Source organism: Microlunatus ginsengisoli, assembly GCF_039537205.1.
Taxonomy (GTDB): domain Bacteria; phylum Actinomycetota; class Actinomycetes; order Propionibacteriales; family Propionibacteriaceae; genus Microlunatus; species Microlunatus ginsengisoli.
Genome location: NZ_BAABAB010000049.1, coordinates 84,872 through 107,857 on the forward strand (window position 1 = coordinate 84,872; position 22,986 = coordinate 107,857).

A 22,986-nucleotide genomic window follows, 5' to 3' on the forward strand; every position below is an offset into this window, starting at 1 on the left:
ATCAAGGTCGCGTCGCCCTCGTCGGGGATGACATAGAAGGGGAAGACCAGGTTGCGGGGGTCGTTCAGGCCGCGGAACGCGTAGCCGATGTCGACGTACATCACGCCCTCGTTGATCCGGTCGAAGTCGACGGTGACCTCGGTGATCTCGATCCGGGTCTCCCATCGCTCCAGCGCATCGCGGACGTCGTAGGCGACCTGCCCGGCGGTGGCCGAGTTGGCCGGCCCGAAGACATGATCATGGATCCGGCAGCCGAAGTCGGGCCGCATCGGCCGCTCGCCGATCGCGGTGCCGAGGATCAGCCGGATGGACTGCTCGATCTCCCGCTCGCGGGTCACCAGCGACACCCGGCCGCTCGCGTCAGTACCCAGCGGATAGGACCAGCCCGCTCCGATGAAGTCGACGTCGTACATCTCAGCTCACTCCAGTCATCAGTTGATCTTGACCATGCCGCCCTTGATGGTGGTCATCGCACTGCCCTCGACACTGGCGGTGGTCTGCCCCTTCACCGACACCGACATGCCCTCGACCGACACCGACCCGTTGCTCTTCATCTGCACCGATCCGCTGCCGCCGTCGACCTGGACGCCCTGGGTGGCGTTCATCTTGATCGAGCCGGCCTTCATGGTCAGGTCGGAGGTCTTGGCGTCCAGGGTGATTCCCTGGGTGCCCTCGATCAGCACCTTGCCGTCGGCGTGCACGGTGATCATGGTGTTGGTCTTGTCGATGTTGATCAAGAACTTCTCGTCCTTGGTGGTGATCGAGATGCCCTCCTTCTTGCCCTCCTCGTCGAGCAGGTCGATCCGATGCCCGGCACGGGAGACCAGCGAGCGCCGGTTGATCGCACCGGAGCCGCCATCGACCAGGTCGTTCGGACCGGGCGGCAGCTTGTCGATGCCGTTGTAGAGCCCGCCGAATACCACCGGCCGGTCGAAGTCCTGCTGCTCGAACGCCACCAGCACCTCGTCGCCCACCTCGGGCAACGCGATCCAGCCGCGCTCCTTGCCGCCGCCGGGACAGACCACGCGGGCCCAGCCGCTGACGTAGTCGTCCGACAACCAGGGGTACTTGACCTTGACCCGGCCCATCTTGTCCGGGTCCTTAGCGTCGGTGACCTGGGCGATCACGACCCCGCCCGGGGTGTTGCGTGAACGCGCGCCGCCGGAAGCGAGTCCGAGCAGGCTGCGGTCCTGCTTCCCGGTGACGGTGATCGCGGTCGTGTAGCCGGTGGTCGGGTCGAACCGGTGCCGCGAGCTGGTGATCGTGTATTTGCCCTCGAACGGCGCGCCCAGGCCGTCCAGGGTCACCTTCTTGCCGGCCTTGAGGTCCGGGTTCCCGCGGGCCACGCCCTCGAACTCGGCGAACGCCGCCGCCTTCTCCTCGGCCAGGGCCTTCGCCGCCTGGTCCACCTCGCTCTGTGTGCGATAGGGGATGTCGGTGGAGACGTAGGTCGGGTTGCCGAACGCGTTTGCCAGATCGGTCGGCTTGACCGTGGGCAGGTCGACGGCGGACGTCTTGGCCGGTGCGGTGGCGACCAGCGCGTTCTTCTCCGCGACGTTCCAGCCGCGCACCTCGACCTTGCCGACCTGCTGGGCGGAGGTGATCACCGAGCGGAAGCGGAGCAGCTCCTCGCCGAACTTCAGCGTGGGCGGCGTGCCGGAGGCGGCGTCCTCGGTCTGCTTCACGAAGGAGAACTGTCCGTTGCGCACCGTCAGGTCGGACCCGGCGTCTCGAGCCAGCTGGGTGAGGATCTCCCAGTCGGTCTGGCCCGCCTGGCTGACGAAGGGGAACACGGTCGAGGTCGAGTCCACCTTGCCCACCTTCAGGCCCGCCCGCTTCGCGACCTGTGAGGCGATGTCGGACGCGGTCATCTGGACGTAGCTGACGGTGCGCCGGTCCCGGAACAGCCGGTGCGCCGGGTCGTAGCCGCGGATCACCGTGAACGTCCCGCCGGTGTCGAACTCCAGTTCCAGGGCGGTGATCTCGGCCTCGATCAGGGTGGCGGGGCTGGAGGAGGTGGCGGTGTTGACCTTGATCTTGATCTTGCTGCCGACCTTGGCGTTGCTCTTCGACAGCACGATCCGCTCGGGGTCGCGGAAGCGGAGGGCGAACATGTCGGGCAGCCGCTGGCTGTCCTCGACCATGGCCGAGATCAGCAGCGGGACCAGATCGTCGGGCAGCGGTGAGCCCTCGATCTCGACCAGACACATGCTCGACGTCATCCGGTCACTCCCATCTCCTCCAACGAGGGAAGGAGAATCGTGCGACCGGTCGGCAGCCGGAGTGGGTCGTCGATGCCGTTGTACGCGGCCAGCGGACGCCAGTGGTTCGGGTCGCCGTACTCCCCGTACGCGATCGAGGCCAGGGTGTCGCCTATCACGGTGCGGTGCACGCGGCGGATTGAGTCGCTGCCCGAGGTCGGGTTCTGCCGTGGTGGCGCACCAGGCATCTCCTCCATCGAGACGCTGCAGATCGCGCGGATCGGCGTGCCGTCGGAGCGGAACAGGGTGTACTTCGCGCTGACCGAGGTGATCACCGCCGGGAAGGTGGAGATGCTGCCCCAGTGCATCACCACCAGTGGCGGCGTGGGCTTCTTCTGGCCGGCACTCTGCTCGGTCGGGACGAGACAGTTGAACAGCTTCTCGACGATCTCCAGCACCGAGCCACCCTTGGTGCCGGTGGCGTCGAAGAACATCTCGACGGTGAGCTTGCACGGGTCGGAACCGGTGAACTCCGGCGGCGGTGCGCTCTTGGATCCCTTCGCCGGCTTGCGTTCCCACTTCGCCGACTTGGCGATGGTGACTTCCTTGGGGTTGAACTGGAACTCGATGTCCTCCTTCTTGCCGCCGGGCTCGTAGCCGCCCTTGGCCGGCTTCGGGGTGTGGACCGAGATCATCGCCTTCTTCATGGTGGGCCGGCCGACGACGGCCTTGCCGCCGCCGGAGTCACCGGCCGCGCCGAGCTTGCCGTTGCTGCCCGCCAGGGCGATCGCCGTCGTCATGGGCGGAGCCTCTCGGGAGTGAGGAGTGATGCCGGGCGACGACGGAACGTACCCCCGGCGTGGCTGTGTCGTCCGGGATCGGGATCGAACGAGTGAGATCTCGCGGCGTCCATGACCGCGGAGCGCGGAGCGCGACCATCGAACACCGTCATGGGCGGAGCCGCTCGGGAGTGAGGAGTGATTCCGGGCGCCGACGGGACGCGCGCCCGCCGTGGCTGTGTCGTCCGGGATCAGGATCGAACGAGTGAGATCTCGCCAGACCCAGGACCGCGGACCGCGGAGCGCGGAGATCGAACACAGTCATCAGGACCCCTTGGGCAGGAAGCCGTGGTGGGCGAGCTCGAGCGTCTCCATGGCGACCTTGGGGGAGTCCAGGTTGAGGCTGGGCCCCGTCCAGCGCACCGGGATGACGCCGTCGAGGTTCCAGCTGGCGACCTCTCGGCCGTCCGCGGTGCGCGCGCTGATGGAGGCCGTCTTGCGGCTCACCTCGCTGGCGAACCCGATCAGCCACTCGGTGATCAGCCCGCTGTCCTTGCCGACGGCGCGGGAGAGTTTGACGTTGCTGTACTTGAGCCGGCTCGGCAGCTGCCACACGAACCCGTTGGTCCCACCCTCCTCGCGCTGCTCCATGACCAGCTCGACGCCGAGGCCCTCGCAGGTGCTGAAGTAGCCGAGGTTCTCCCCGTCGACGGTCACGCTGAAGCAGACGCTGACGGCCGGGTCGGTGGTGGCGTCCTTCGGGTCCGACATGCCTACCTTGGCAGCCATCTCAGTTCTCCTCGTGGTCGGTCGCGAACGGGATGATCATGGGCGGAGGTCCGTCAGCAGGCCGGCTCGCTCGCGGTCCTGCCACAGCTCGGCCCGCAGCCGGGCGGACAGCGGTTCGTACAGCCGGCGCGCCATCTCCTCGATGTCGGACCCGCTAGCCGGGCCGCCGGGCGCGGCAGCCCCGCCGGCCGGGGCTGCCGCGCTGGCGGGTGCCGCCTCGGCCAGCTGGACCTCGGTCGCGGCGGGTGCGGGAGCCGCGGCCACATCGCGCTGCACGGCCGGCATCGCTCCGGCCGCGTCGGACTCGTCGCCGGGTGTGCCGGCGACCAGGGCGAACATCTCGGCCAGCCCGACCGTCCGGCTGGAACTGGCTCGGGTGGACTCGGCGGTGGGCTGCGTCGCCGCGGGCCGGGGCTCGGCCAGCAGCTGCACGAAGGGTTCCGGGGTCGGTGGGCCGGCCGGATCGGGCAGCACGGCCGGTGCCGAAGGTCCAGGGAACGTGCTGGGTCCGCCGCCGGGCAGCGTTGACGGCCCGGACGACGTCCACGACGCCGGCGACGGTCCGTACGACGGCCCGGCTACCCCCATGTCGCGCGATCCAGAGGCGGGCAGCCCGGACGGGAGGGATCCGGGCGTGGGGGCGGCCCATGACATCGAGCGCTGCACGGCCGCGGGCCCGCCGGACGCGGCTGGCAGCGGCGACCAGGTCCGGTCCTCAGCCGGGCTGCTGGACGGCCACTCGGTGGACGGCTCGGCTGCGGTCCAGCCGTGCGTGGCGGCAACGACCTCCGATGTGGCGGGCGCATGCCGTGCCGCGGTGTGGTCTTCGTAGCGGACCCGCTGGACCGGCGGCTCGGTGGCTCCGGCGGGCTGCGCCCAGGCGGCCGGCTCCGGTCGGACGAGCGGCGCGCGGTCGGTGAGCAGGGTGCGCTGGACAACGGCAGGCTGCCGCAACAAGCCGAGTCGTACGTCCGCTGCAGGCAGGCTGCCGGACGCGTCCGGTGCCAGCCGTCGGGCCACCACGAGCGCGGGCGGCCGGTCCGATGCGGTCGGCCGGCTCGGCTCGCCCGGCCCAGCGGACGGACCGTTGGTTCGCGCCGCCGGCTGCCCGAGCGGCACCGCCGCCGACTCCGCGGCCTGTCGTGCGACCACGAGCTCCGGGCCGGCGTGCGGGGCGTGGGAGCGCGACTCGGCCGGTGTGGCTCCCGGGGTTCCGGACATCGGCACCGAGCCGTCGGGCTCGGCCTGCAGGGCGGTGATCGCCGCCGCGAAGCCGCTCAGCGGCGCCTCGGCCGGCGCGGCGTGCTCCGTGGTCGTCGACCGGCGCTGCACGAGCGGCGGATACTCCTGGTCGACAGGCGCGACGGCATCGGTCCTCCCGTCGGCCGGACTGCCGCCCTCGACAGGGATCCTCACCGGCGCGGCTGCGGACAGGGTGGGAGCAGAGGAGGTCGAGGCGACGGTCGAGGGCGATGCGGACGGATCCGGCGCCGGGCCCACGTCCACCGGGCTGGGCTCGTGCGACGAACCCGCCGTCGGCCGGGAAGGCTCGGCGAACTGGCGCTGCACGGCCGGGGAGCCCGGGCCGGTGCGGCCGGTTGCCACCGGCATCGAATCCGTTCCGCCGATCGCGGGAGCGTGGGCATCGCCGTCGGCACCGGAGGCCCCCGCCAACGGCGGCCGGCTGGCGAGCAGCCCGACGACGTCGGTCGGCTGCGGCGCGTCGCCCGCGCTCGCGGCGGCGGCACCGGTCGCGCCCTGTTCGGCAGCCCAGGTCGGTACCGCCGGATCGTCCGGCCCGGCCTCGGGCGCAGACGACGACGGGGCGCCGGACGGCTCCGGCGTGGCTTCCGCCACAGGTTCGGATACCGCGGCAAGGCGCTGAATGGTGGTCGGCGGGATCGCGTCGGACGGTCCGCTCGAACCGGAGACGTGGCCCGCGGACTCGCGCGCGACCACCAGGTCGGTGCCGGCCGGAGCGGCGGGCGGACTGACCGGCACCTGGCTCGGGGGTGTGGCACCTGGCGCCGTCGGGTCGGCCGATCGGCTGACCGTGAGCGGTCCCGGGTCACCGGAGAGGGTTCGGGTGTCGCGGCTCGGCTGCCCGTCGCCCGCAACCGGCTCGCGCGACGCCGGGGCACTCGCGACGGGCCGCGCGGAGTCCGCCAGGCTCGGACCCGGGCCGTACGTCCGCAGTTGGCCGGCGCCGCCGACCTCGCCCGCTGCCGTGCTGCGCTGGACCGGGACGATCAGCGCCGGCGTCGTGCCTGCCGGGGTCGTGCCTGCCGGGGTCGTGCCTGCCGGGGTGCCCGACGGGGTTGTGCTCGATGGGGCAAGGGACGGTTGCGTTGGAACCGGTTCGGAGCCCGCGCCGCCGGGAGCGGCGGCCGGCTCGCCCAATGTGGGCAACTCCGTTGGCGACGGAGGAACGGCGACCTCGGCCGAAGTAGCCTCGGGCCCGGATCCACCGCCGTCATCCGCAAGCCGCTGGATGGGCAGCGCTGACGGCACGGGACTGGCTGCAGCCCGGTCGTCACCAAACCCCGGGTCCCCACCGGCCGGATCCCGAGTAGCCGCCTGATGCGTACCGGCAGGATCCACAGCGGCAGGATCCACAGCGGCAGGGTCCACAGCGGCAGGGTCCGCACGGCGGGCGACCGTCAGCGGCGCGGACGGCTGGGCCGGGCTCACCGACTCCACCGCCGCAGACGATGTCGGAGCCGGACCCTCGATGTGTTCCATCGGCGCGGCCGCGATCGGGACCTCGACGGGGACATCGGCCGCCGGCGTGGACGAAGGCTCCGAGCTCGGCTCGGGCCGAAGCGTGGCGATGTGGCGCTGGACGGCCGGTGCCGGTCGCTTGGCGGGCGCCGCCTCCGGAACCCGCAGCTCGGGACCGCCGCCGTAGCTCAGCGGCTGGCCCGGTGCTGCGTCGGCCAGACCGCCGACCACCCCGCTCGGACCGTCCGGATCGACCAGGTGTCCCAACGGGCCAAGGAAACTAGGGTTCTGCTGGGTGGTCAGCGAGCTGCGGAAGGCGTCGGGCGGCGCGACCGCCGGAGCGACGTCGCCGAGACTGCGCTGCACCGGCGGGAGCGACGACCATGCGGCCGGGCCGGACGTCCGCCCGGACATCGGCACAGGTTCCGAGCGCGCCGGGCCGGGCGCCGGAACGCCGGAGGCGTCGCCCCCGGTGTCCCCGGCACCCGGCCGGCGACCCCATCCCCACGGCCAGCGCATGGTGTCGACTCCTGATCATGATCGTCCGCGGCTCAGTCGCCCGAGATGCGGGAGTTGAGGGCACCGATCTCGCGGACGAACCTCTGTCGCTCGGCGTGCTCGAGGTCGAGGATCTCCTCACGGGTCCAGTGCAGGTAGTAGGCGACGTACGCGATCTCTTCGTACAGACGATCGGTCGCGTACGTCAGGATTCCCCCAGGCGCCCCCCGGAGACGTCCACCGCGAAGTGGTGGTCGCAGGAGGGGCAGGTGACGGTGGCCCGGGTGTGGCCCTCGGTGTTCACCCGACGGTAGAGATCTTGCAGGAACGCGAGATCGGTCGCGAACAGGTTCTCCACGATGCCGGGATGGATGTCGTCCATCGTGCCGATCCGCTCGATCACCCGGGAGAGCAGGACGACCGTCAGGTAGGCCGGGTTCTCGCGGACCCGGTCGTCGCGCAGCGGAACCAGCTCGTCCCGGGCGGTGGCCAGTCGCATCACACCGTCGCGGTGCACCGTGCCGGAACCGTCGACGTAACCGCGAGGCAGTAGGAAGCTGAACTCGGTGACCAGCTTCTCCCGTTGCGCCGGCGCCTCGACCGGCGAACCGGTCGAGGCGTCCCGTGCCGCGGGCTCCGGGATGATCAAGGTGCCGCGGCGCATGGTCACTTACCCTGGACTTCGATCGACTCGCAGGTCAGGGTCAGCTTCTCCGACAGGTAGGACGTGTCGCCGGCCTTCAGCGAACCGATCTCCAGGCTCTTGGGCCAGGCGTTGGTCAGCTTGTAGCGCTTGACCTCCTGACCCTCGTAGTCGAAGACGATGATCGAGCCGCCCTTGCGCGAGTCGGACATCTTGCCGAACCGGCTGTCGTTGACCCACTTGTCGAAGCTGTTGTCGCCGGTCAGGCCACGGGTCAGGGTGATGTCGGGCGCCTTGGGCCGGCCGGGCAGCCGGCGGATCTGGTATTTGCCGTCCGGGCCGTTCTCCTTGAATTCCACCACGTCCTGCTCGATCTTGAGACCCGAGATCTCGGTGATGCTCTTGATCGTCACGCCGTCGAACTCGAGTCCGAACGAGTGGCCGACCGAGCTGTCGCCATCGGGAAGTGCCATCTGCGTACCTTTCTGTGCTCAGTTGAGGATGTCGGTTACTCGCTGACCAGGCTGGTGCCGCCGGAGAACTGCGCCAGTCGGAAGATCACGAACTCGGCCGGCTTGACGGGTGCGACGCCGATCTCGCAGACGACCTGGCCGGCGTCGATCCCCTCTGCCGGGTTCGTCTCGTCGTCGCACTTGACGTAGAACGCCTCGTCCGGGGTCGAGCCGAACAGCGCGCCGGCACGCCACTCCATCACCAAGAAGGCGGCGATGGTCCGGCGGATCTTCGCCCACAGCGCCCGGTCGTTCGGCTCGAAGACGACCCAGTTGGTCCCGTTCAAGATCGACTTCTCGAGGTAGTTGAACAGCCGCCGGATGTTCAGGTAGCGCCAGGCCGGATCCGACGACAGTGTGCGCGCGCCCCAGACCCGGATGCCGCGACCCGGGAAGGCTCGGATCACGTTGATGCCCTCGGGATTGAGCAGGTCGTGCTCGTTCCTGGTGATGTTGATCTCCAGGTCGATGGCACCCCGGACGATCTCGTTCGCCGGCGCCTTGTGCACGCCGCGTTCGGCGTCGTTGCGACCCCAGATGCCGGCGATGTGCCCGGACGGCGGCATGTACGCGAGCTGCCCGGTGGCCGGATTCATGGTCTGCACCCACGGCCAGTACAAGGCGGCGTACATCGAGTCGTAGCGAGCCTTGTCGACACGCCATTCCTTGATCTGTTGGGCATTCATCCCGGGCGGCGCGTCGAGGATGGCGACCCGGTCGCCCATCAGCTCGCAGTGCGCGATCATCGCCAGCTGAACGGCCTGGACCTGGTCGAGGTCGATCGCACCCTGCTGGTAGGCGCTCATCAGGTCCGGCACGCACAGCATGGTGATGTCCTCGATGGCCTCCAGGCCGCCGAAGCCGGTGCGGTCGGACACGTCGCCGACGTAGTCGTCCGGGCTCAGCCGGGTGGACGGCACGGCGGCCGGCGGCACCGGAGCCACGAGCGCCGTCTCGCCGGAGGCGAGGCGGACGGCCTGACCGCTGCCGGTGTCCTCGAGCTGGACCGTCTTGGAGACGGCGTTGACCATGGTCACGACGTTCTGCTTGCCGCGGGCGAAGCTGGCCCGGTCGAACTCCTCGACGACCTCGCCCTTCACCTTGACCAACAGCTTGAACATGTCGTCGGACGGGCTGTCGCCGCCGGGATCGGTGATCTCGACGGACACGTCGCCCGGCGAGGCCGCCGGATCCAGCGCGGTGACCTTCAACCGGCCGACCTGGGCGGTCGGGCTGGCGGCCAGCTCCTTGGCCCGGGCACTGCGCGGAGCGGGTCCGCTGCTCGCGCCGTTCTGGCCGATCCGGACGACGTAGCAGTTGCCGCCGCCGTTCATGAAGTAGCCGTAGACCGACTGAGCGAGGTACGACCCGGCGACGAAGCCGCCGAAGGTCGTGGTGAACTGCGTCCAGTTGCTCACCAGGGTGGGCACATTGAACGGGCCGTCCTCGGCAAGGCCGATGAAGGCGGCGATCGCGGTTCCGGCGCCTTCCAGCGGTCGCGCCCCTGCGGCGACCTCCTCGACGTAGACACCGGGTGACTGGTACGGCGGCATGCTGGCTCCTCGGGGTGTGACAGTGGCCTGCGACCAGCGTGCTCCCGCACACCCGGCGGCGGTACGTCCGCGCGGACGGTGCGTCGGGCAATCTCCGTTGCCCGAAAGGGAAGTCGGCGGGGCCCGGCCGGTGTCGAGGCGCTAGCGCCGCCACCAGGTCGGCGTGGAGACGTGATGATGCTCGGCGCCGAGCGCGACCGGCTCACCTCCGCCGGCGTCCAACCGCAGCAGCCGTTGCTTCGTCGACGGCTTGCCGTCGGAACCGCGGTTGGACACCGCTACGACGGCTGTGCCGCCGGGCGCCCAGCTCGGCTTCTCCTCCCTGGTCGGACCGCTCAGCAGGGATCGGGCCGTGCCGCCGCCGATCGGCACCACCATCACGTCGTCGTCCACCGGACTGCTGTTCACCTGGCGCCGGAACGCCAGCGACGCGCCGTCTGGGGACCAGCTCGGGTCGGCGTCGATTCCCGGCCCGCTCGAGGTCACCGCGCGCGGCGTGCCGGTGCCGGCGAGCGGCAGCACGAACAACGAGCCGCCGTCGCCGTCGGACAGGGTCGAGCTGCCCCAGAAGGCAACCGACCTGCCGTCCGGGGAGATGGTCGGGTCGCCCGCCTGCGGCTGTCCGCTGTCCAGCTCGCGCCGGATGGCGCCGTCGAGACCGACCACCACCAGCCGCTTCGGGCCGCCCGACGGCTCACACTCCAGCACGAAGGTCTGTAGGTCGGTGGGAGACCAGCTCGCGTGCCGGATCCGGCCGCAGCCCGCCGGGGAACGGAACAGGAGCTTGCCGTCGCCGCCGCTCGCCGGCATGGCACGGACGGCGTTTTCGGCCGCGTCGATGTAGCTGAGCGTCCGGCGGTCGAGGGAGAGACCGATGCCGAACTTGTCGCCACCTCCGATCGCGCCCAGATCGCGTTCGCTGCCGGGCCGGACGGTGTCCACCAGCAGCAGCCGAGTCGTGGCTCCCGACGTCGTGGTGACCGGCACCACCAGCTGATCGTCGCTGATCGGCGGGCCGACCGGCAGGCCGTATCGCGCGGGATCCGGCGGTGCGGGCGTGGCCGCGGTTGATGCGTCGACCGAGGCACCGGTGGCCGGCGACTCGCCGGTCGCCCGCTCGGACCCCCAGCGTTGCACCGCGATCCCGGCACCGGCCGCCAGCGCCAGCACGATCGCGCCGACCACGAGCACAACGCGCCGGCGTCGGCGAGAAGTCCGAGCCGCGGCGGGCGCGACGTCGAGCGGCGCCTCGACCGGCAGCTCGGTCGGATCCACCGGGGGTTCCGCGGCGACCGCCGGCACCTCGATCGGTGCGGGAGCGGGGTCGACGGGCGCCGGCTCCGGCGCGGCTGCCTGCCGGGACACGGGTTCGGGCTCGGGCCGATCGATCTCGCCGGCAGGCGGAACCGGGCCGGCCGCTACCGCCCGGGCCTGGTCGGCGTACAACACGGCGCCCAGCGCGATGTCGTTCTTGGGATAGGTATCCAGCGCGATCGGCACGCCGAGCTCGCGCGTGAGCCGCTCGGTCACCAGCGGAATGCGGGAGCTGCCGCCGACGAGCACGACGCAGTCCAGCTCCGCGTCCGCGACGCCGGCGAGCCGCAGCGCGCGCCGAGTGGTTTCGATCGTCTGGTCGACCGAGGGTCTGATCAACTCGTCGAGCTCGCCGCGGGTGAGCCGGATGGTGCGCATCGCCCCGGGCAACATCGAGGTGATCTCGGTGCTGACATCGGTGGAAAGTGCCTCCTTGGCCTCGATGCACTCGCGGCGGAGGGCGGCGAGCGCGCGGGCGACCGGCGGATCCTCGCCGTCGAGCTCGCCGATCCCGAGCCGGGTCAGCGTTTCGGCGAAGATCATCTCGTCGAAGTCCGACCCGCCGAGATGTTCGATGCCCAGCGGGGACCCCAGGATCTCGAAGCCGGACACGGTTCTGCGCAGGACGGCGGCATCGAAGGTGCCGCCGCCGAGGTCGTACACGGCGAGCTCGGAGCCCACCGGCACCTTGCGCCTCGCCGCGTACGCGATCGCCGCGGCCACCGGTTCGGGACACAAGACCGCGTCCGGCACGCCGGCGTCGGCCGCGGCGGTGCGGATCAGTCCGAGCTTGAACCCACTCCAGTCGGCGGGGTGGGTGATCACCACCCGCTCGCACGGAGGTTCGAGCCGCTGCGCCGCGAAGTCCAGGACCCAGCGGAGCAGCATCGTCTGCAGCTCGGTGGCGCTGAACGCGCGCCCGGCGACCATCATCGGGACGCCGTCGCCGAGCCGTCGCTTGAACTCGCGGACGACGCGTTCGGGTTCCGCGGCTGCCCGCCGCTCGGCCGCCTCGCCGATCAGGACCTCGCCGCCGTCGGCGACCAGCAAGACCGACGGCATGGAGACGTGCCGGTAACCGAGCTCCACCATCCGCGGCTGCTGATCGTCCAGGTATGCGGCGGCGGTGAAGGTCGTTCCGAGATCGATACCCAGGCGATACCCCATGCGCTCCCTCGGATCGTCACCCTACCGGCCCGGAGCCGGGTCCGAACGCCCGTCAGCCGAGCCGCTTCGGCAGGAAGGAGATGACGCCCTTGATCAGCAGGACGAAGAAGACGAAGGTCGAGGCGGTGGTCGCTCCGGCGGCGGCGATGCCAGCCAGACCGCGGTTGACCTGGGGTGCGGTGATGTCGATGTTCTTGTCGCCGATCGTCGTGCCGCAGCTGGAGGTGATCACATATCGCCCGAGGGGCAGATCGGGGATGGACGTGCGGAGATAGAACGTGCCGTCCGCTGCCGCCCTGGTCCGGCCCAGTGTCGTGCTGCCCAACCGCACCGTCACCGTCTGGCCCGGGCGGCACCCGGTCCCGGCGATCTGCACGTCGCCGCCCGGCCGGCCCACCTCGGGCCCGGTCACCAGCCGGCTGGACGTCGGTGGCGGCGGCTGCTCGGACGGCTTGGCCGTGGGCGACTGGCTGCTGGGCGGCGCGCTGCTCGGCGGCGCGCTGGTCGGTGGCTGGCTGCTGGGCGGTTCGCTGGTCGGTGGCTGGCTGCTGGGCGGTTCGCTGATCGGTGGCTGGCTGCTGGGTGGCTGGCTGCTCGGGGGTTCGCTGCTGGGCGGCTCGCTGGTGCGGACCCAGGTGACGATCGCTCTGGCATGTCTCGGCGCCACCACCGCCGACTCGGTCGCGGTGATGGTCTCGGTTCCCGCCGCGCCGCGATCCCATGACAGGGTCGCCCGACCGTCCGGGCCGGTGGTGGCAGTGCGGCCAAATGCAGACTCGCCGGCCGCGGAGCTGTCGAAGGTCAGGTCGAGCGACCGTTCGGCGAGAGGCTGCCCGGCGTGAGTCAGCTGCGCCGTGATCGAGGCGGTGTCACCGATGTCGACGGTGGCACGATCGGGGATCAGCGACAGTGTCGGAAGCCACCACTCGTGGTCCTCGTCGTTCGAGATCACCCGATCGCAGCCGTACGGCGTCGATGCGGTGATGTGATCGGTCCGGGCCGAACTCCTGGCGTAGGTGTACTCGACCCTGCCTTGATCGTCGGTATCGAACTCGGCATCTCCGCTGTCGGTGCCGGTGAAGCGGACGGGCACCCGCGCGCTGGGAGTGATCTCCTCCCCGTCGTCGTATGTGACGGTGGCGGTCAGGGTCACCGTGGTACCGACCCGATCATCCGCGCTGGACTGGTGCAGATCGACCACGAGCGGAGAGGGATCGGGCACGCCCCAGGTATGGGTGGTTTGATCCGACTGCGGTTGCAGAACTCCGACCTCGCGCACGGTCACCCGGTCCCGGGTCGGCACGTCGCGACGCAGTGACACCGATGCGAAACCGTCTTGGTCCGTGGTACCGCTGCCGCCGAGATCGGACAGGTCGCATTGCAGGCTGTGGCTGGCGAAGTCGAGTCTGGCGTCGGCCACGCCCTTTCCGTCCAGTGTCAGCCGAGCACGTACTTCGGCGTATGCGCGCGCCGGTGAGCGGGTGTCTCGCGGCTCTATCCTCAGCTCGGGGATCGCCCAGCGGACGGTCACCGGGTCTGACATGACGCGACCGCATCCCGGGACATCGACCGTGGCGACGAATGTCCGAGTGCCCGAAGTGGTGCGACTCTCGCCGAAGATCGCTCCGCTGGTGACGCCGCTCTCGGTGGTGGCGAGGGCCGGACCGGTAGCCGTCTCTCGGAGCGACACGTCGAGGTTGGACAGCGGCACGGCTTCGTCCGGCAGGTGCCCGGGGTAGGTGGGTGTGGCGCCTAGCGTGACCTCGGCGCCGACCCGGACGACAGCTGCCCGCGCCTCGAGATCGACAGCGATCGGGGCGCCCGCCGGCGGGTCCCAGACGATCTCGGTGGTCGCGACCGCGGGCGCGATTGTGGCGTCCTCTTCGACGGTGACCAGGTCGGTGCTGACCTGGTCCCACCGCCACGGCGCGAAACTCGCGCGTCCGACCGAGTCGGTCATCGCAGCGCGCTCGAGATTGCCCAACGTCGCATTCCGTGCCGCGAGGGTCAGGCTCGCCCCAGCGACGGCCCCCCCGTCGTGGCTCAGGATCGCGGTGACCTCGACCGATTGCCCGGTGAACGCGCGCGACCGGTGTCCGAGCACGTCGGTGCCGCCCGGTGACAGGTCCAATCTCGGGGCCCAGCGTTTGAGCACGACCGAGAAGCTGCCTTGCCGGCCCGCGAGGCCGACGACGACGACCTCGGGTCCTGGTTGTTCGGTCACGAAGGACAACGTCGCGGTTCCCGTGGCGCTCGTCGTCGTCGATGCGACCCCCGCGCCGGGGTTCGCCGTCGAATAGGACAGGAGCGTCTCGGTGGCCGCCCGAGCCTCGTCGACACTGGATACGACGGCCACGTTCACGGTCGAGCCGACCCGGGGTGGACCTCCGCTCGGATCGAGCGTGATGCTGACACCAGGATCGAGGAACGAGTCCCAGACGTGCGACGTTCCGCTGCTCGCGGGAATGGCCGGTCCGATCTCCTCCACAGTGATGGCCTCGGCCGACGGTGCAGCACGGGTCCAGGTCACGGATGCTTCTCCGCGCGCGTCCGTTGTGCGGGTGTAAGGGTCGACCACCGCGCGGTCGGCGGGATAGAACTGATCCACCCGAAAACTCAGCTGCTGTCCCTCGACGGGTACGCCGTCGTGGGTGACGCTAGCGATCAGGGTGAAGCTGCCGCCGGTGACCGATACCGAGTCGCGCCGGTCGAGCGAAATCGTGGGGAACCACCAGCTGAGCCCGATCGGCTCGGATACCGTGTCGGCACCCGAGCAGCCGTTGTTCACCACCCGCGCGGTGACCGACTCGTTGCCGATCAATGGGCTCGTGTGCTGGAACACCGCCTCGCCGTCGGCGGTGTATACGATCCCACTCGTCCAGCCACCGTTGGCGGTGCCGCTGAACACGACGGCCCAGCCGTTCTGCAGGACGTCGTCACCCGGCGCCGCCGCCGAGACGATCGCCGAGAGGGTCACCGTCGATCCGATCCGATTGCTCGTGGACTCGACCGACACATCGACCTGGAGAACAGGCGGATCGGCCCGGGCCGGAACCTGGGTTGCGGGGGAGACGGCGATGGCGAAAGCGGCGATGAGCAGAGCGGCGCAGAAGCCGACCACCCGTCGAACGGAGCGTGAGCGCGCGCCAGCGCCCGTACGCCTTACCCCCGAGACGACCTGCGTCGTCACCATCCGACCGTAGGGGACACGCCTTCCTCCTGTCGACGTAAATCCATGCTGGATCCCCGACATGCGGAAGCTCAGGCGGGCACCTCTTCTTCTTCCTCGGCCGCCTCTCGCTGGACGAAACTCCCTTGCACGGCTTCCTCTTCTTCCTCCGGTGCCTCGCCCTCGCGCTGCACGAAGAGGCCCTGCACGGCATCCTCGTGATCATGGTCGTCGCCGCCGTGGCGCTGGACGAACAGGCCCTGGACCTCTTCTTCCTCGGCCTCCTCGCGCTGCACCGCGGGCCCGGAGGCGCTCAGGGTCTGGACCGGCGACGGGCCGGCCATCACCCGGTCGGCGTTCGCCGCGGCCTCCCGTTCGAACCGGTCGGACGGATCGCTCACCTTGATCCCGCCGGGCGCGGAGGTGCCGTCCACCGGCCCGCTGCGCTGCTGCACCACGTGGGTCAGCTCGTGCGCCAGGGTCGTCTTGCCCTCGGCCGACGACGGATCGTACTTGTCGCGCTGGAAGACGATGTTCGACCCGACGGTGTACGCGTGCGCGTTCACGGCTGACGCGGAGGCCGCTGCGGCCGAGTCGTCGTGCACCCGGACGTCGCTGAAGTCGTGACCCATCCGCCCCTCCATGTCGGCGCGGACCTCGGGTTCCAGCGGGCGGCCGCCGGAGGAGACGACGTCGTGGACCGGGGAGCGCTCCTCCTCCATCAGCGCCGTCACGCCGGCGTTGCCGACCGAGCGCTGCAGGCCGAGGATGTCGTCCGCGCCGAGCGCGTCGGTGCGGCCGGCCGCGGCGGCCTTGGCCGCGTGGGAGCCGGTCTCCTCATCGATCCGGGATGCCTTGGGACGCAGCGAATCGACCCGCTCGTCGTACGAATGCTCGTGCATGACTCGACCTCCGCTAGCTGTGCGACCACTCCAGGGTCGCACGCGATCCGGCCCCGGAACAGGGCCGCGAGTGGGGACGTACGCGCACCTCGGGTTGCCCGAACGGGCAAGCCGCCTCCGGCACGCGTGCGGCGCGCGCCGCTCGGCTCCCGCCCGTTTCGCGCGCGGTCCGCCGACTTCGCTCGGTTTCGACCCACGTCGCTCGTGAAGCTCGACGCGCGGAGTGGGCTGGAGTCGCGCGAAGTCGGTGGCGCGGGCGGTCGAGCCGGCGGGATCAGGCGATCTCGGAGTAGTAGCGACCGAACTCGCGCTCCAGCACGAGCCGGCCGAGCTTGCGATACTCCTGCTCGACGGCGGCCACCAGATGCAGCATGACGACCGGAGAGCCGTCGGCGGCGGCGAGGTAGGCGGCCGTGGTCGAGGCGGACCGGATGTTGCCGCCGGCGAAGTCGAAGGACGCGGCCAAGAAGTCGTAGTCGATGTCGTCGCCCAGCGGCAGCGGCGGGGCCAGGCAGCGCTGCCACAGCGACCGGCGCAGTTCCGGGGTGGGTTCGGGGAAGTCGAGGATCGCGTCCAGCCGGCGAGTGAATGCCTCGTCGATGTTCGCCCGCAGGTTGGTCGCCAGCACGGCGAGCCCGTCGAAGGTCTCCAGCCGCTGGAGCAGGTAGGCACTCTCGATGTTGGCGTAACGATCATGGGCGTCGCGGACGTCGCTGCGCTTGCCGAAGATCGCGTCCGCCTCGTCGAAGAACAGCACGGCATTGACCCCGCCGGCCTCGGCGAAAATCCGCTCGAGGTTCTTCTCGGTCTCGCCGATGTACTTGTCGACGACGGTCGCCAGGTTCACCGTATAGAGGTCGAGCCCGAGGTCGGCGGCGATCACCTCGGCGGACATGGTCTTGCCGGTGCCGGAGTCGCCCGCGAACAGCGCGGTGACGCCGTGGCCACGGCCGCCGCCGCGCCGCATCCGCCAGTCGGTGAGCACTGTGTCGCGGTGCCGGGCCCGCGCGGCGACCTCCTTCAGCCCGCGCAGCACCGTGGGCGCGAGCACCAGGTCGTCCCAGGACACCTCTGGCTCGATCCGGCGCGCGAGCCGCTCCAGCCCCGCCGCGTTCTGCGCCCGTACGCCGCGGCGCAGGTCGTCGGCCGACAGCGGTCCGCCGCTCATCCGGGCCGAGGCCTCGGCCGCCCGGACGGCCTTGCGTACCTGCCCGGGGCCGAGGGCCAGGTGGACGGCGAGCGACGCCGGATCCAGCGACGGGTCGTGCGGCCCGAGCTCACGCTCCCACAGCGCCAACCGCTCCCGTCCGCCGAGGACCGGCGCGTCCGCCAGGATCGGGCCCTCGCTGGACCACTGCGGATCCCAGGTGGTCGAGCCGACCAACAGCACGGGTACGTCCGCCGCCGTCAGCCGGTGCAGCGGCTCCGGTCCCGCCTCGGCCAGCGCCTCGACCGGGCCGGCGACGAGGCCGGCTCCGATCAGCAGTGCCTCCCGGATCGCCAGGTCGGCCAGCGCGGTCGCATCGGCCGGGGCGATCCCGGTCAGCCGGCTCAGGTCCAGCGTGAGCGCGCCCATCCCCGCCGCCGTCAGCGCGGCCACTCCGATTGCCGACCCGGTGCCCACCACCTTCTCCCGCAGGTGGATCAGTCGTACGCCGGAGGCCAGCGCCCGGCCGAGCTGCGCGGCGACCGGCGCCGGATAGGGCGCGACGTCGTCGATCAGACCGGCCAGGCCGGCGGCCGGCGCATCGTCGCCGAGCAGGTGGGCGCCGACCCGGTCCGGCACCCGGAGACCGCGGGTGAGGAACGGCCGCTCGGCGTCCTCCACGACCAGCAGGCCGCGCCGGATCAGCGGCCGGCTCGACTCGAGCCGGGCCCGCGCCGCCGCGGTCATGGTCGACTCGCCGGCGAGCTGCAGGGCGAGCCCGACCGAGGCTCGGCGCCGGGTGACGTCGTCGTTGAGATAGCCGTACAGCCGCTCGAACCGGCTGTCCAGATCGGGCATCAGCGCGATCAGCAGCAGCTCGATGTCCAGGGGGCCGAGCCCGGCGGTCCGGGCCAGTCGGCGGAGCCGCAGCACGCTGCCGGTCGCCTCGGCCGCGTCGGCGTCGGACTCCAGTGCGGCCCGTGCATCGCTGGCCAGCGGATGCGTCTCCGGCGGTGCGGTCGCGAGCAGCTGGTCGACGGTCTCCTCGCTGACGTACAGGCCACGGAAGGGGTCGTCGGGGGCCGGATCGCCGACCCGGCGCTGGGCCACCAACGCGCGGACCCGAGTCTCGACCAGCTGCGCCCGACCGAGCAGATAGGCGAGGTCGGGTGTGGTCACTGCTTCTTCTTCGTCTGCCGGACGCGGGTCATCGCCACCCGGGGCCCGGGCCGACCGCCCGTCGCGGACTTGCCCGCGGTGCTGGTCGTGCCGGTCGCGCGGCCGCCGGCCGAGGCGCCGGACCCGGAGCCGCCCGTCCCGCCCGTTCCGCCGGGCTGCCCGCTCGCGGGCGGCGGCGCCACCGGCCCGGCCTCGGACGACCCGAGCGGCGCCATCGCATCAGCCCAGCTGGTCGCGACGGCCCAGGCGCTCGGACCGCCGCCGGCCTCGGCTTCGGCCGCGCCGTCCTGGTCGGTGCCCGCGGCGTGGGATCCGCCGCCGGCGGCCTTGCCACGGGATCCACGCGCCCCCGCCTGGCCGCCGGTCGCCCCCGCCTGCCCGCCGGTCGCCTCCGCCGGCTCCTCGCCGCCAGCGGCCTTGGCGCCGCGGCCACGGCGGCGACCACCGGTCGCGGTCCCGGCATCGGGCTCGTCTGCGGCATTGCCGTCGTCGCCGTCGGCCGAATCGCCCGCCCGCCCGGCCAGCACCAGCCCGCCGTGCCCGGCCTGCCACGACGCCGGCGTCTGGTAGCCGTTCAGCCCGCTCTTGGACTCGCGCGACGGCCAGCCGTTCGAGCCACCCAGGTCGATCGTCGGCGGGACCGACACCGGCGGACCGGTGTGGAAGCTCTGGCCGGTGTCGAGCGGCGCGATCACGACCAGGTCGATCGACGGCTTCAGCTCGCCACCGAGCGCGGACCAGACGTCCGCGAACGCCCGGTCCTCCGGCGGCGGTAGCGCGATGGTGATCGGAATCGGCAGGCCGAGCTCGGTCAGCGGTCCGGTCAGCACGTTGGCCGGTAGCGCGTCGTAGCGCAGAAAGCAGGTGAGCAGCGAGGAAAGCAGCCGGTGCTCGTCCTCCGGCCGCTGGGTCCAGGCGGTGACCAGGTAGGACAACTTGAAGTGTCGCGGCGGCAGGTGCCGGGAGACGACCACGTTGTTCTCGTAGACGTTGTGCATGCCGCGCTCGCGCCGGCGCAGATCCTCGCGGATGTCGTACAGATAGACGTCGATGGTCGGCGAGTTGCGCCGGCCCGCCCACTCGCGGGTCGGCGCGTCGAAGACGATTTCGACGTCACGCGTACCGGTCGCCTCGCGCTCGATCAACGTGCGCAGCGCCGAGTCCACCTCGTGGATCACCCCAGCAGTGTGCCGGTATGTCCCCGCTCGCGGCACCGGGCGAGCGACCACTTTCGGGGGCAGCCCCTGCTGCCCGATCGGGCAGCGCGTGGTTTGCGCGGCGCGTGCTTGGCCCGGCGAGTTCGACCGGCGCCCATGCGACCCGCTCGGCACCCCGTAAGGCCACTTCGCTCGCTTTCACCGCGCTTCGCGCGTGAAGGACCACGCGCGAAGTAGCAGGAAGGCGAGCGAAGTGGCACCGAGGCGGGGTAGGTGGCCCGTCCAGGGCCGTGGCAAGACCCGGGCGAGCCGGTCCGGTCGGCCGGAAATCAACCTGCCGTCGTACGCTGCCCGGTTCTATGCTGACCGCGTGACCGACCCGATCGTCTACCTCGACAGCGATCGGCTGTCGGTCGAGCCGGGCGGTCAGGTCTCGGTCGGGATCAAGATCACGAACCCGGGGACCATCGTCGAGGGCTACCGGATCGAGGTGGTCGGCGAGGGGGTGTCCGGCTGGGGCGAGGCGCTGCCGCCGGAGGTCTCGATCTATCCCAAGCAGGACGGCAACGCGGTCATCGTGTTCAGCCCGCCCGGCGGGACCGGCGCCCCCGGCGGGACCTGGCCGTTCGGGATCCGGGTCTGTTCCACCGAGGACGCCGACGCGAGTGCGGTGGTCGAGGGCGACCTGGAGATCGGCAAGGTCTTCGGGCTGCAGGCGAAGCTGGTGCCGGTCAACTCGGCGGGCCGCTGGAACGGCCGGCACGTGGTCGAGCTGAGCAACTGGGGCAACTCACCGGCCAAGATCACGCTGACCGCGACCAACCCGGACGACGCCCTCGGGTTCATGATCAAACCCGAGGTGGTCGATTTGCCGCTGGGCGGCACCGCCAAGGCCATGGTCTTCGTCAAGACCAAGAAGCCCTTCCTGCGCGGCACCCAGTTGCGGCTGCCGTTCACCGTCACCGGCGAGCAGGCCGGGGCGGCGCCGCAGCAGGGACCGGCGCTGCCCTACGGCGGGACGCCCGACCGGCCGACGGTCGACGGAGCCTTCAATCAGAAACCGATCGTGAGCCGCGGGGCGGTGATGATCGCGGCCCTTTCGCTGCTGGCGGTCGGCGGTGGCATCGCCTGGGCGCTGACTCGGCCGCCGCCGGCTCAGGCCACGTTCCAAGAGCTCGGGCCGCCGGCGCAGCCGCAGAACGTCAAGGTGGTGCCGGCCACCGCGGAGTCTGTCGACGTGCAATGGGACGCTGTGCCGGACGTCCAGGGCTACACGGTCGTCCAGGTGCTCGAGAACGGCGGCCAGAAGGGCAGTAGGGACGTTCCCGGCACCGATACGGGCACGACCGTCGGCGACCTCGCCGCCGGGACGAAGGTCTGCTTCAAGGTCAGCGCCAAGCGCGGCGCGACGCCCGGCCCGTTCTCCGACGACGCCTGCGCACAGCTGCCCGCCGCGGGAACCAGCGCGAGCCCGAGCACGTCCGGCCAGCCGACCGATGGCGCATCGTCGCCGCCGGCCACGGGCGGGCCGAGCACATCCGGTGGACCGAGCTCAGCGGGCGGGACCGCGCCACCGCCACCGCCACCGCCACCGCCCGGGAGCAGCGCGCCGGTCACGTCGCCGCAGGGGTCGCCGGCGTCCAGCACGCCGACGACTCCCGGCACCGCGACCGCCGTGAAGACCAAGTGGTACGGGGTCGGCCTGTGGCCGATCAGTACGACGCCGCAGAGCTATGTCGAAGGCAAGCGCGCGGCACTCCAGGCGAAGAATGTGGTCGCCGGGGTCGGGACGAACGAGACGTTCCCGAGGGCCGCCACGCCGGTTCCGCTGGGCAGCCCGACCTGGATCCTCTACACCGGGCCGTTCGACACGCGCGAGCAGGTGCAGGCGAACTGTGCGCCCATGTTCGAGGTCCAGTCCAGCTGCCTTCCGGTCCAGCTGGAGCCGTAGTCCGGCTGGCCTCAGGTCCGGGGCCTCGCCTGCACCCGGATCTCGGAGAAGCCGAGCACGTCCTGCCCAGGGGTCTGATCCGGGGGCCAGGCCGATTCGACCCCGATCCGGATCGAGCCGACCGGGACCTTGGTGTCGAGCGGAAGCTGCACGCTCTCGACGTTCGCGATCGGGAACGACTGGCAGTGGTCGCCGTAGGCGACCCAGATCTGCTTCGGTCGATATTGCAGCAGCCGGCTCGGGTCCTCCTTCGCCAGCCCTGGCCAGACGTCGAGCCGGCGGACGCGGATGGGGTCGAACCACAACTCGATCACCGGTGTGGTCGGCGGGGTGCCGCACGGTGTGCCCTTGGTCTGAGCGTTCCAGGTCATCAGCCAGGCGCCCTTGGTGTTGTCCACCAGGGCCGACGGGTCCGTTCCGCCGGCCGACTGCCCGGCCGGGATCGTCCGCGCGTTCACCGGCTGGACCTGTACGACGGTCTTCTTGATGTTGTAGTAGCCCGACATCACCAACGACTTCGGGCTGTGGCGCAGCAGGGTGAGCCCGCCGGCGACGAGGGCCAGGGACAGCACGATGATCACCAGTCGCCGCCAGCGATACAGCGGGGGCAGGTTGCGCCGGAAGGCCCGCCGGGCGGCGCGGTCCTTGCTGTCCCACAGCCGGCTCCACCAGGTATCGCGCTTCGTCGGTTGTCGCGCGGCCGGCACGGCGGCCCCGCCGGGCATGATCAGCTGGTGGCCGCAATGGCCGCAGAAGCGGCGGCCCGGTTCGACCGTACGTCCGCAGCTGGGACAGCCGGTCGCGGCCGCCTCGACCGGGGCGGCGACGGTGGCGTCTGCCGCCGGGTATCCCGCCGCCGGCGACTGCTGCTGGGGCGGGGCGGGCTGGATGCCGGGACCGGGGAGGGGCTGCCGAGGTGGTGCGGCCGGCCGGGCGGGTGGACCGGCCGGCGTCCGGGCGGGCGGGCTCGTGGTCGGAGCCGACCCGGTCGCCGCGGCTGCCGCCGGCGCCGCCGATCGAGCCGCCGGAGCGGCCTGCATCGGCTGAGTGACCTCGTTTGCGCTCGGCGAAGCGGGCTGCGCCTGCCAGCCCAGATAGGCCCCGCACGCGATGCAGAACTCCGTGCCGGGCTTGTTCGTCTCGCCGCAGTCCTCGCAGATCACGTCGCCCGATGCCACCTTCCTCGTCGCGGCGGACCCGTCACCTCGGGTGCCAGTCTGCGGCACGCTGCATCCCCGCGTCGAGGCTAAATCGGGTGTACTCCGCTTCCCGTGCCGGCGATGTCGCGCGCTAACCTGCCCGGT

16 protein-coding genes are annotated in these 22,986 nt (G+C 71.3%); 1 reads left to right on the plus strand and 15 read right to left on the minus strand.

Going from position 1 to position 22,986, the window contains the following annotated elements; genetic code table 11:
- The 14 genes from ABD747_RS23000 to ABD747_RS23065 all read right to left on the minus strand — a co-directional run.
- Positions 1-413 (minus strand): GPW/gp25 family protein (locus tag ABD747_RS23000; RefSeq protein WP_344809062.1); only part of this gene is annotated, 413 nt, incomplete at its 3' end.
- 18 nt (positions 414-431) lie between these two features.
- Positions 432-2,222: a VgrG-related protein gene (locus tag ABD747_RS23005; RefSeq protein ID WP_344809064.1), complete on the minus strand. Its 1,791-nt coding sequence runs from the start codon at positions 2,220-2,222 to the stop codon at positions 432-434.
- Positions 2,219-3,001 (minus strand): CIS tube protein, encoded by a 783-nt coding sequence (locus tag ABD747_RS23010; RefSeq protein ID WP_344809066.1) that lies wholly within the window; start codon positions 2,999-3,001, stop codon positions 2,219-2,221. Before ABD747_RS23010 ends, ABD747_RS23005 begins: the two co-directional genes overlap by 4 nt.
- A gap of 303 nt (positions 3,002-3,304) precedes the next feature.
- Positions 3,305-3,769: a phage tail protein gene (locus tag ABD747_RS23015; RefSeq protein WP_344809068.1), complete on the minus strand. Its 465-nt coding sequence runs from the start codon at positions 3,767-3,769 to the stop codon at positions 3,305-3,307.
- Between the two features lie 36 nt (positions 3,770-3,805).
- Positions 3,806-6,904 (minus strand): hypothetical protein, encoded by a 3,099-nt coding sequence (locus ABD747_RS23020; protein WP_344809070.1) that lies wholly within the window; start codon positions 6,902-6,904, stop codon positions 3,806-3,808.
- A 137-nt stretch (positions 6,905-7,041) separates the two neighbouring features.
- Positions 7,042-7,257 (minus strand): DUF6760 family protein, encoded by a 216-nt coding sequence (locus tag ABD747_RS23025; protein WP_344809211.1) that lies wholly within the window; start codon positions 7,255-7,257, stop codon positions 7,042-7,044.
- Positions 7,194-7,652 carry a hypothetical protein gene (locus tag ABD747_RS23030; RefSeq protein WP_344809072.1) on the minus strand — a complete coding sequence of 153 codons (459 nt, stop codon included), beginning with the start codon at positions 7,650-7,652 and terminating at the stop codon, positions 7,194-7,196. The genes ABD747_RS23025 and ABD747_RS23030 overlap by 64 nt, the downstream gene beginning before the upstream one ends.
- A gap of 2 nt (positions 7,653-7,654) precedes the next feature.
- Positions 7,655-8,104 (minus strand): phage tail protein, encoded by a 450-nt coding sequence (locus ABD747_RS23035; protein ID WP_344809074.1) that lies wholly within the window; start codon positions 8,102-8,104, stop codon positions 7,655-7,657.
- A 35-nt stretch (positions 8,105-8,139) separates the two neighbouring features.
- Positions 8,140-9,696, minus strand: a complete 1,557-nt coding sequence (locus ABD747_RS23040; protein ID WP_344809076.1) for a phage tail sheath family protein — start codon at positions 9,694-9,696, stop codon at positions 8,140-8,142.
- 141 nt (positions 9,697-9,837) lie between these two features.
- On the minus strand, positions 9,838-12,177 hold the full coding sequence (locus tag ABD747_RS23045) for an Hsp70 family protein (protein ID WP_344809078.1): 2,340 nt from the start codon (positions 12,175-12,177) through the stop codon (positions 9,838-9,840).
- 52 nt (positions 12,178-12,229) lie between these two features.
- A complete protein-coding gene (locus ABD747_RS23050; protein ID WP_344809080.1) occupies positions 12,230-15,154 on the minus strand; it encodes a hypothetical protein in 2,925 nt (974 codons plus the stop codon).
- A gap of 284 nt (positions 15,155-15,438) precedes the next feature.
- Positions 15,439-16,248, minus strand: a complete 810-nt coding sequence (locus ABD747_RS23055; protein WP_344809082.1) for an eCIS core domain-containing protein — start codon at positions 16,246-16,248, stop codon at positions 15,439-15,441.
- 274 nt (positions 16,249-16,522) lie between these two features.
- The gene (locus ABD747_RS23060; protein ID WP_344809084.1) at positions 16,523-18,574 is read right to left on the minus strand and encodes an ATP-binding protein; all 2,052 of its coding nucleotides are present in this window, start codon (positions 18,572-18,574) and stop codon (positions 16,523-16,525) included.
- Positions 18,571-19,752, minus strand: a complete 1,182-nt coding sequence (locus ABD747_RS23065; protein WP_344809086.1) for a DUF4255 domain-containing protein — start codon at positions 19,750-19,752, stop codon at positions 18,571-18,573. The genes ABD747_RS23060 and ABD747_RS23065 overlap by 4 nt, the downstream gene beginning before the upstream one ends.
- Before the next feature lie 349 nt (positions 19,753-20,101).
- Between ABD747_RS23065 and ABD747_RS23070 the strand changes: the two genes are divergently transcribed.
- Positions 20,102-21,682, plus strand: a complete 1,581-nt coding sequence (locus ABD747_RS23070) for a fibronectin type III domain-containing protein (protein WP_344809088.1) — start codon at positions 20,102-20,104, stop codon at positions 21,680-21,682.
- A gap of 11 nt (positions 21,683-21,693) precedes the next feature.
- Here ABD747_RS23070 and ABD747_RS23075 read toward each other — a convergent pair whose 3' ends face one another.
- The gene (locus ABD747_RS23075; RefSeq protein WP_344809090.1) at positions 21,694-22,908 is read right to left on the minus strand and encodes a zinc ribbon domain-containing protein; all 1,215 of its coding nucleotides are present in this window, start codon (positions 22,906-22,908) and stop codon (positions 21,694-21,696) included.
- Between the last annotated feature and the right edge of the window lie 78 nt (positions 22,909-22,986).

Excerpts from the sequence above, each read along its gene's own strand:
- ABD747_RS23005 (WP_344809064.1), bottom strand. The coding sequence starts at position 2,222 with ATGACGTCGAGCATGTGTCTGGTCGAGATCGAGGGCTCACCGCTGCCC.
- ABD747_RS23010 (WP_344809066.1), bottom strand. The coding sequence starts at position 3,001 with ATGACGACGGCGATCGCCCTGGCGGGCAGCAACGGCAAGCTCGGCGCG.
- ABD747_RS23015 (WP_344809068.1), bottom strand. The coding sequence starts at position 3,769 with ATGGCTGCCAAGGTAGGCATGTCGGACCCGAAGGACGCCACCACCGAC.
- ABD747_RS23020 (WP_344809070.1), bottom strand. The coding sequence starts at position 6,904 with ATGTCCGGGCGGACGTCCGGCCCGGCCGCATGGTCGTCGCTCCCGCCG.
- ABD747_RS23030 (WP_344809072.1), bottom strand. The coding sequence starts at position 7,652 with ATGCGCCGCGGCACCTTGATCATCCCGGAGCCCGCGGCACGGGACGCC.
- ABD747_RS23035 (WP_344809074.1), bottom strand. The coding sequence starts at position 8,104 with ATGGCACTTCCCGATGGCGACAGCTCGGTCGGCCACTCGTTCGGACTC.
- ABD747_RS23040 (WP_344809076.1), bottom strand. The coding sequence starts at position 9,696 with ATGCCGCCGTACCAGTCACCCGGTGTCTACGTCGAGGAGGTCGCCGCA.
- ABD747_RS23045 (WP_344809078.1), bottom strand. The coding sequence starts at position 12,177 with ATGGGGTATCGCCTGGGTATCGATCTCGGAACGACCTTCACCGCCGCC.
- ABD747_RS23055 (WP_344809082.1), bottom strand. The coding sequence starts at position 16,248 with ATGCACGAGCATTCGTACGACGAGCGGGTCGATTCGCTGCGTCCCAAG.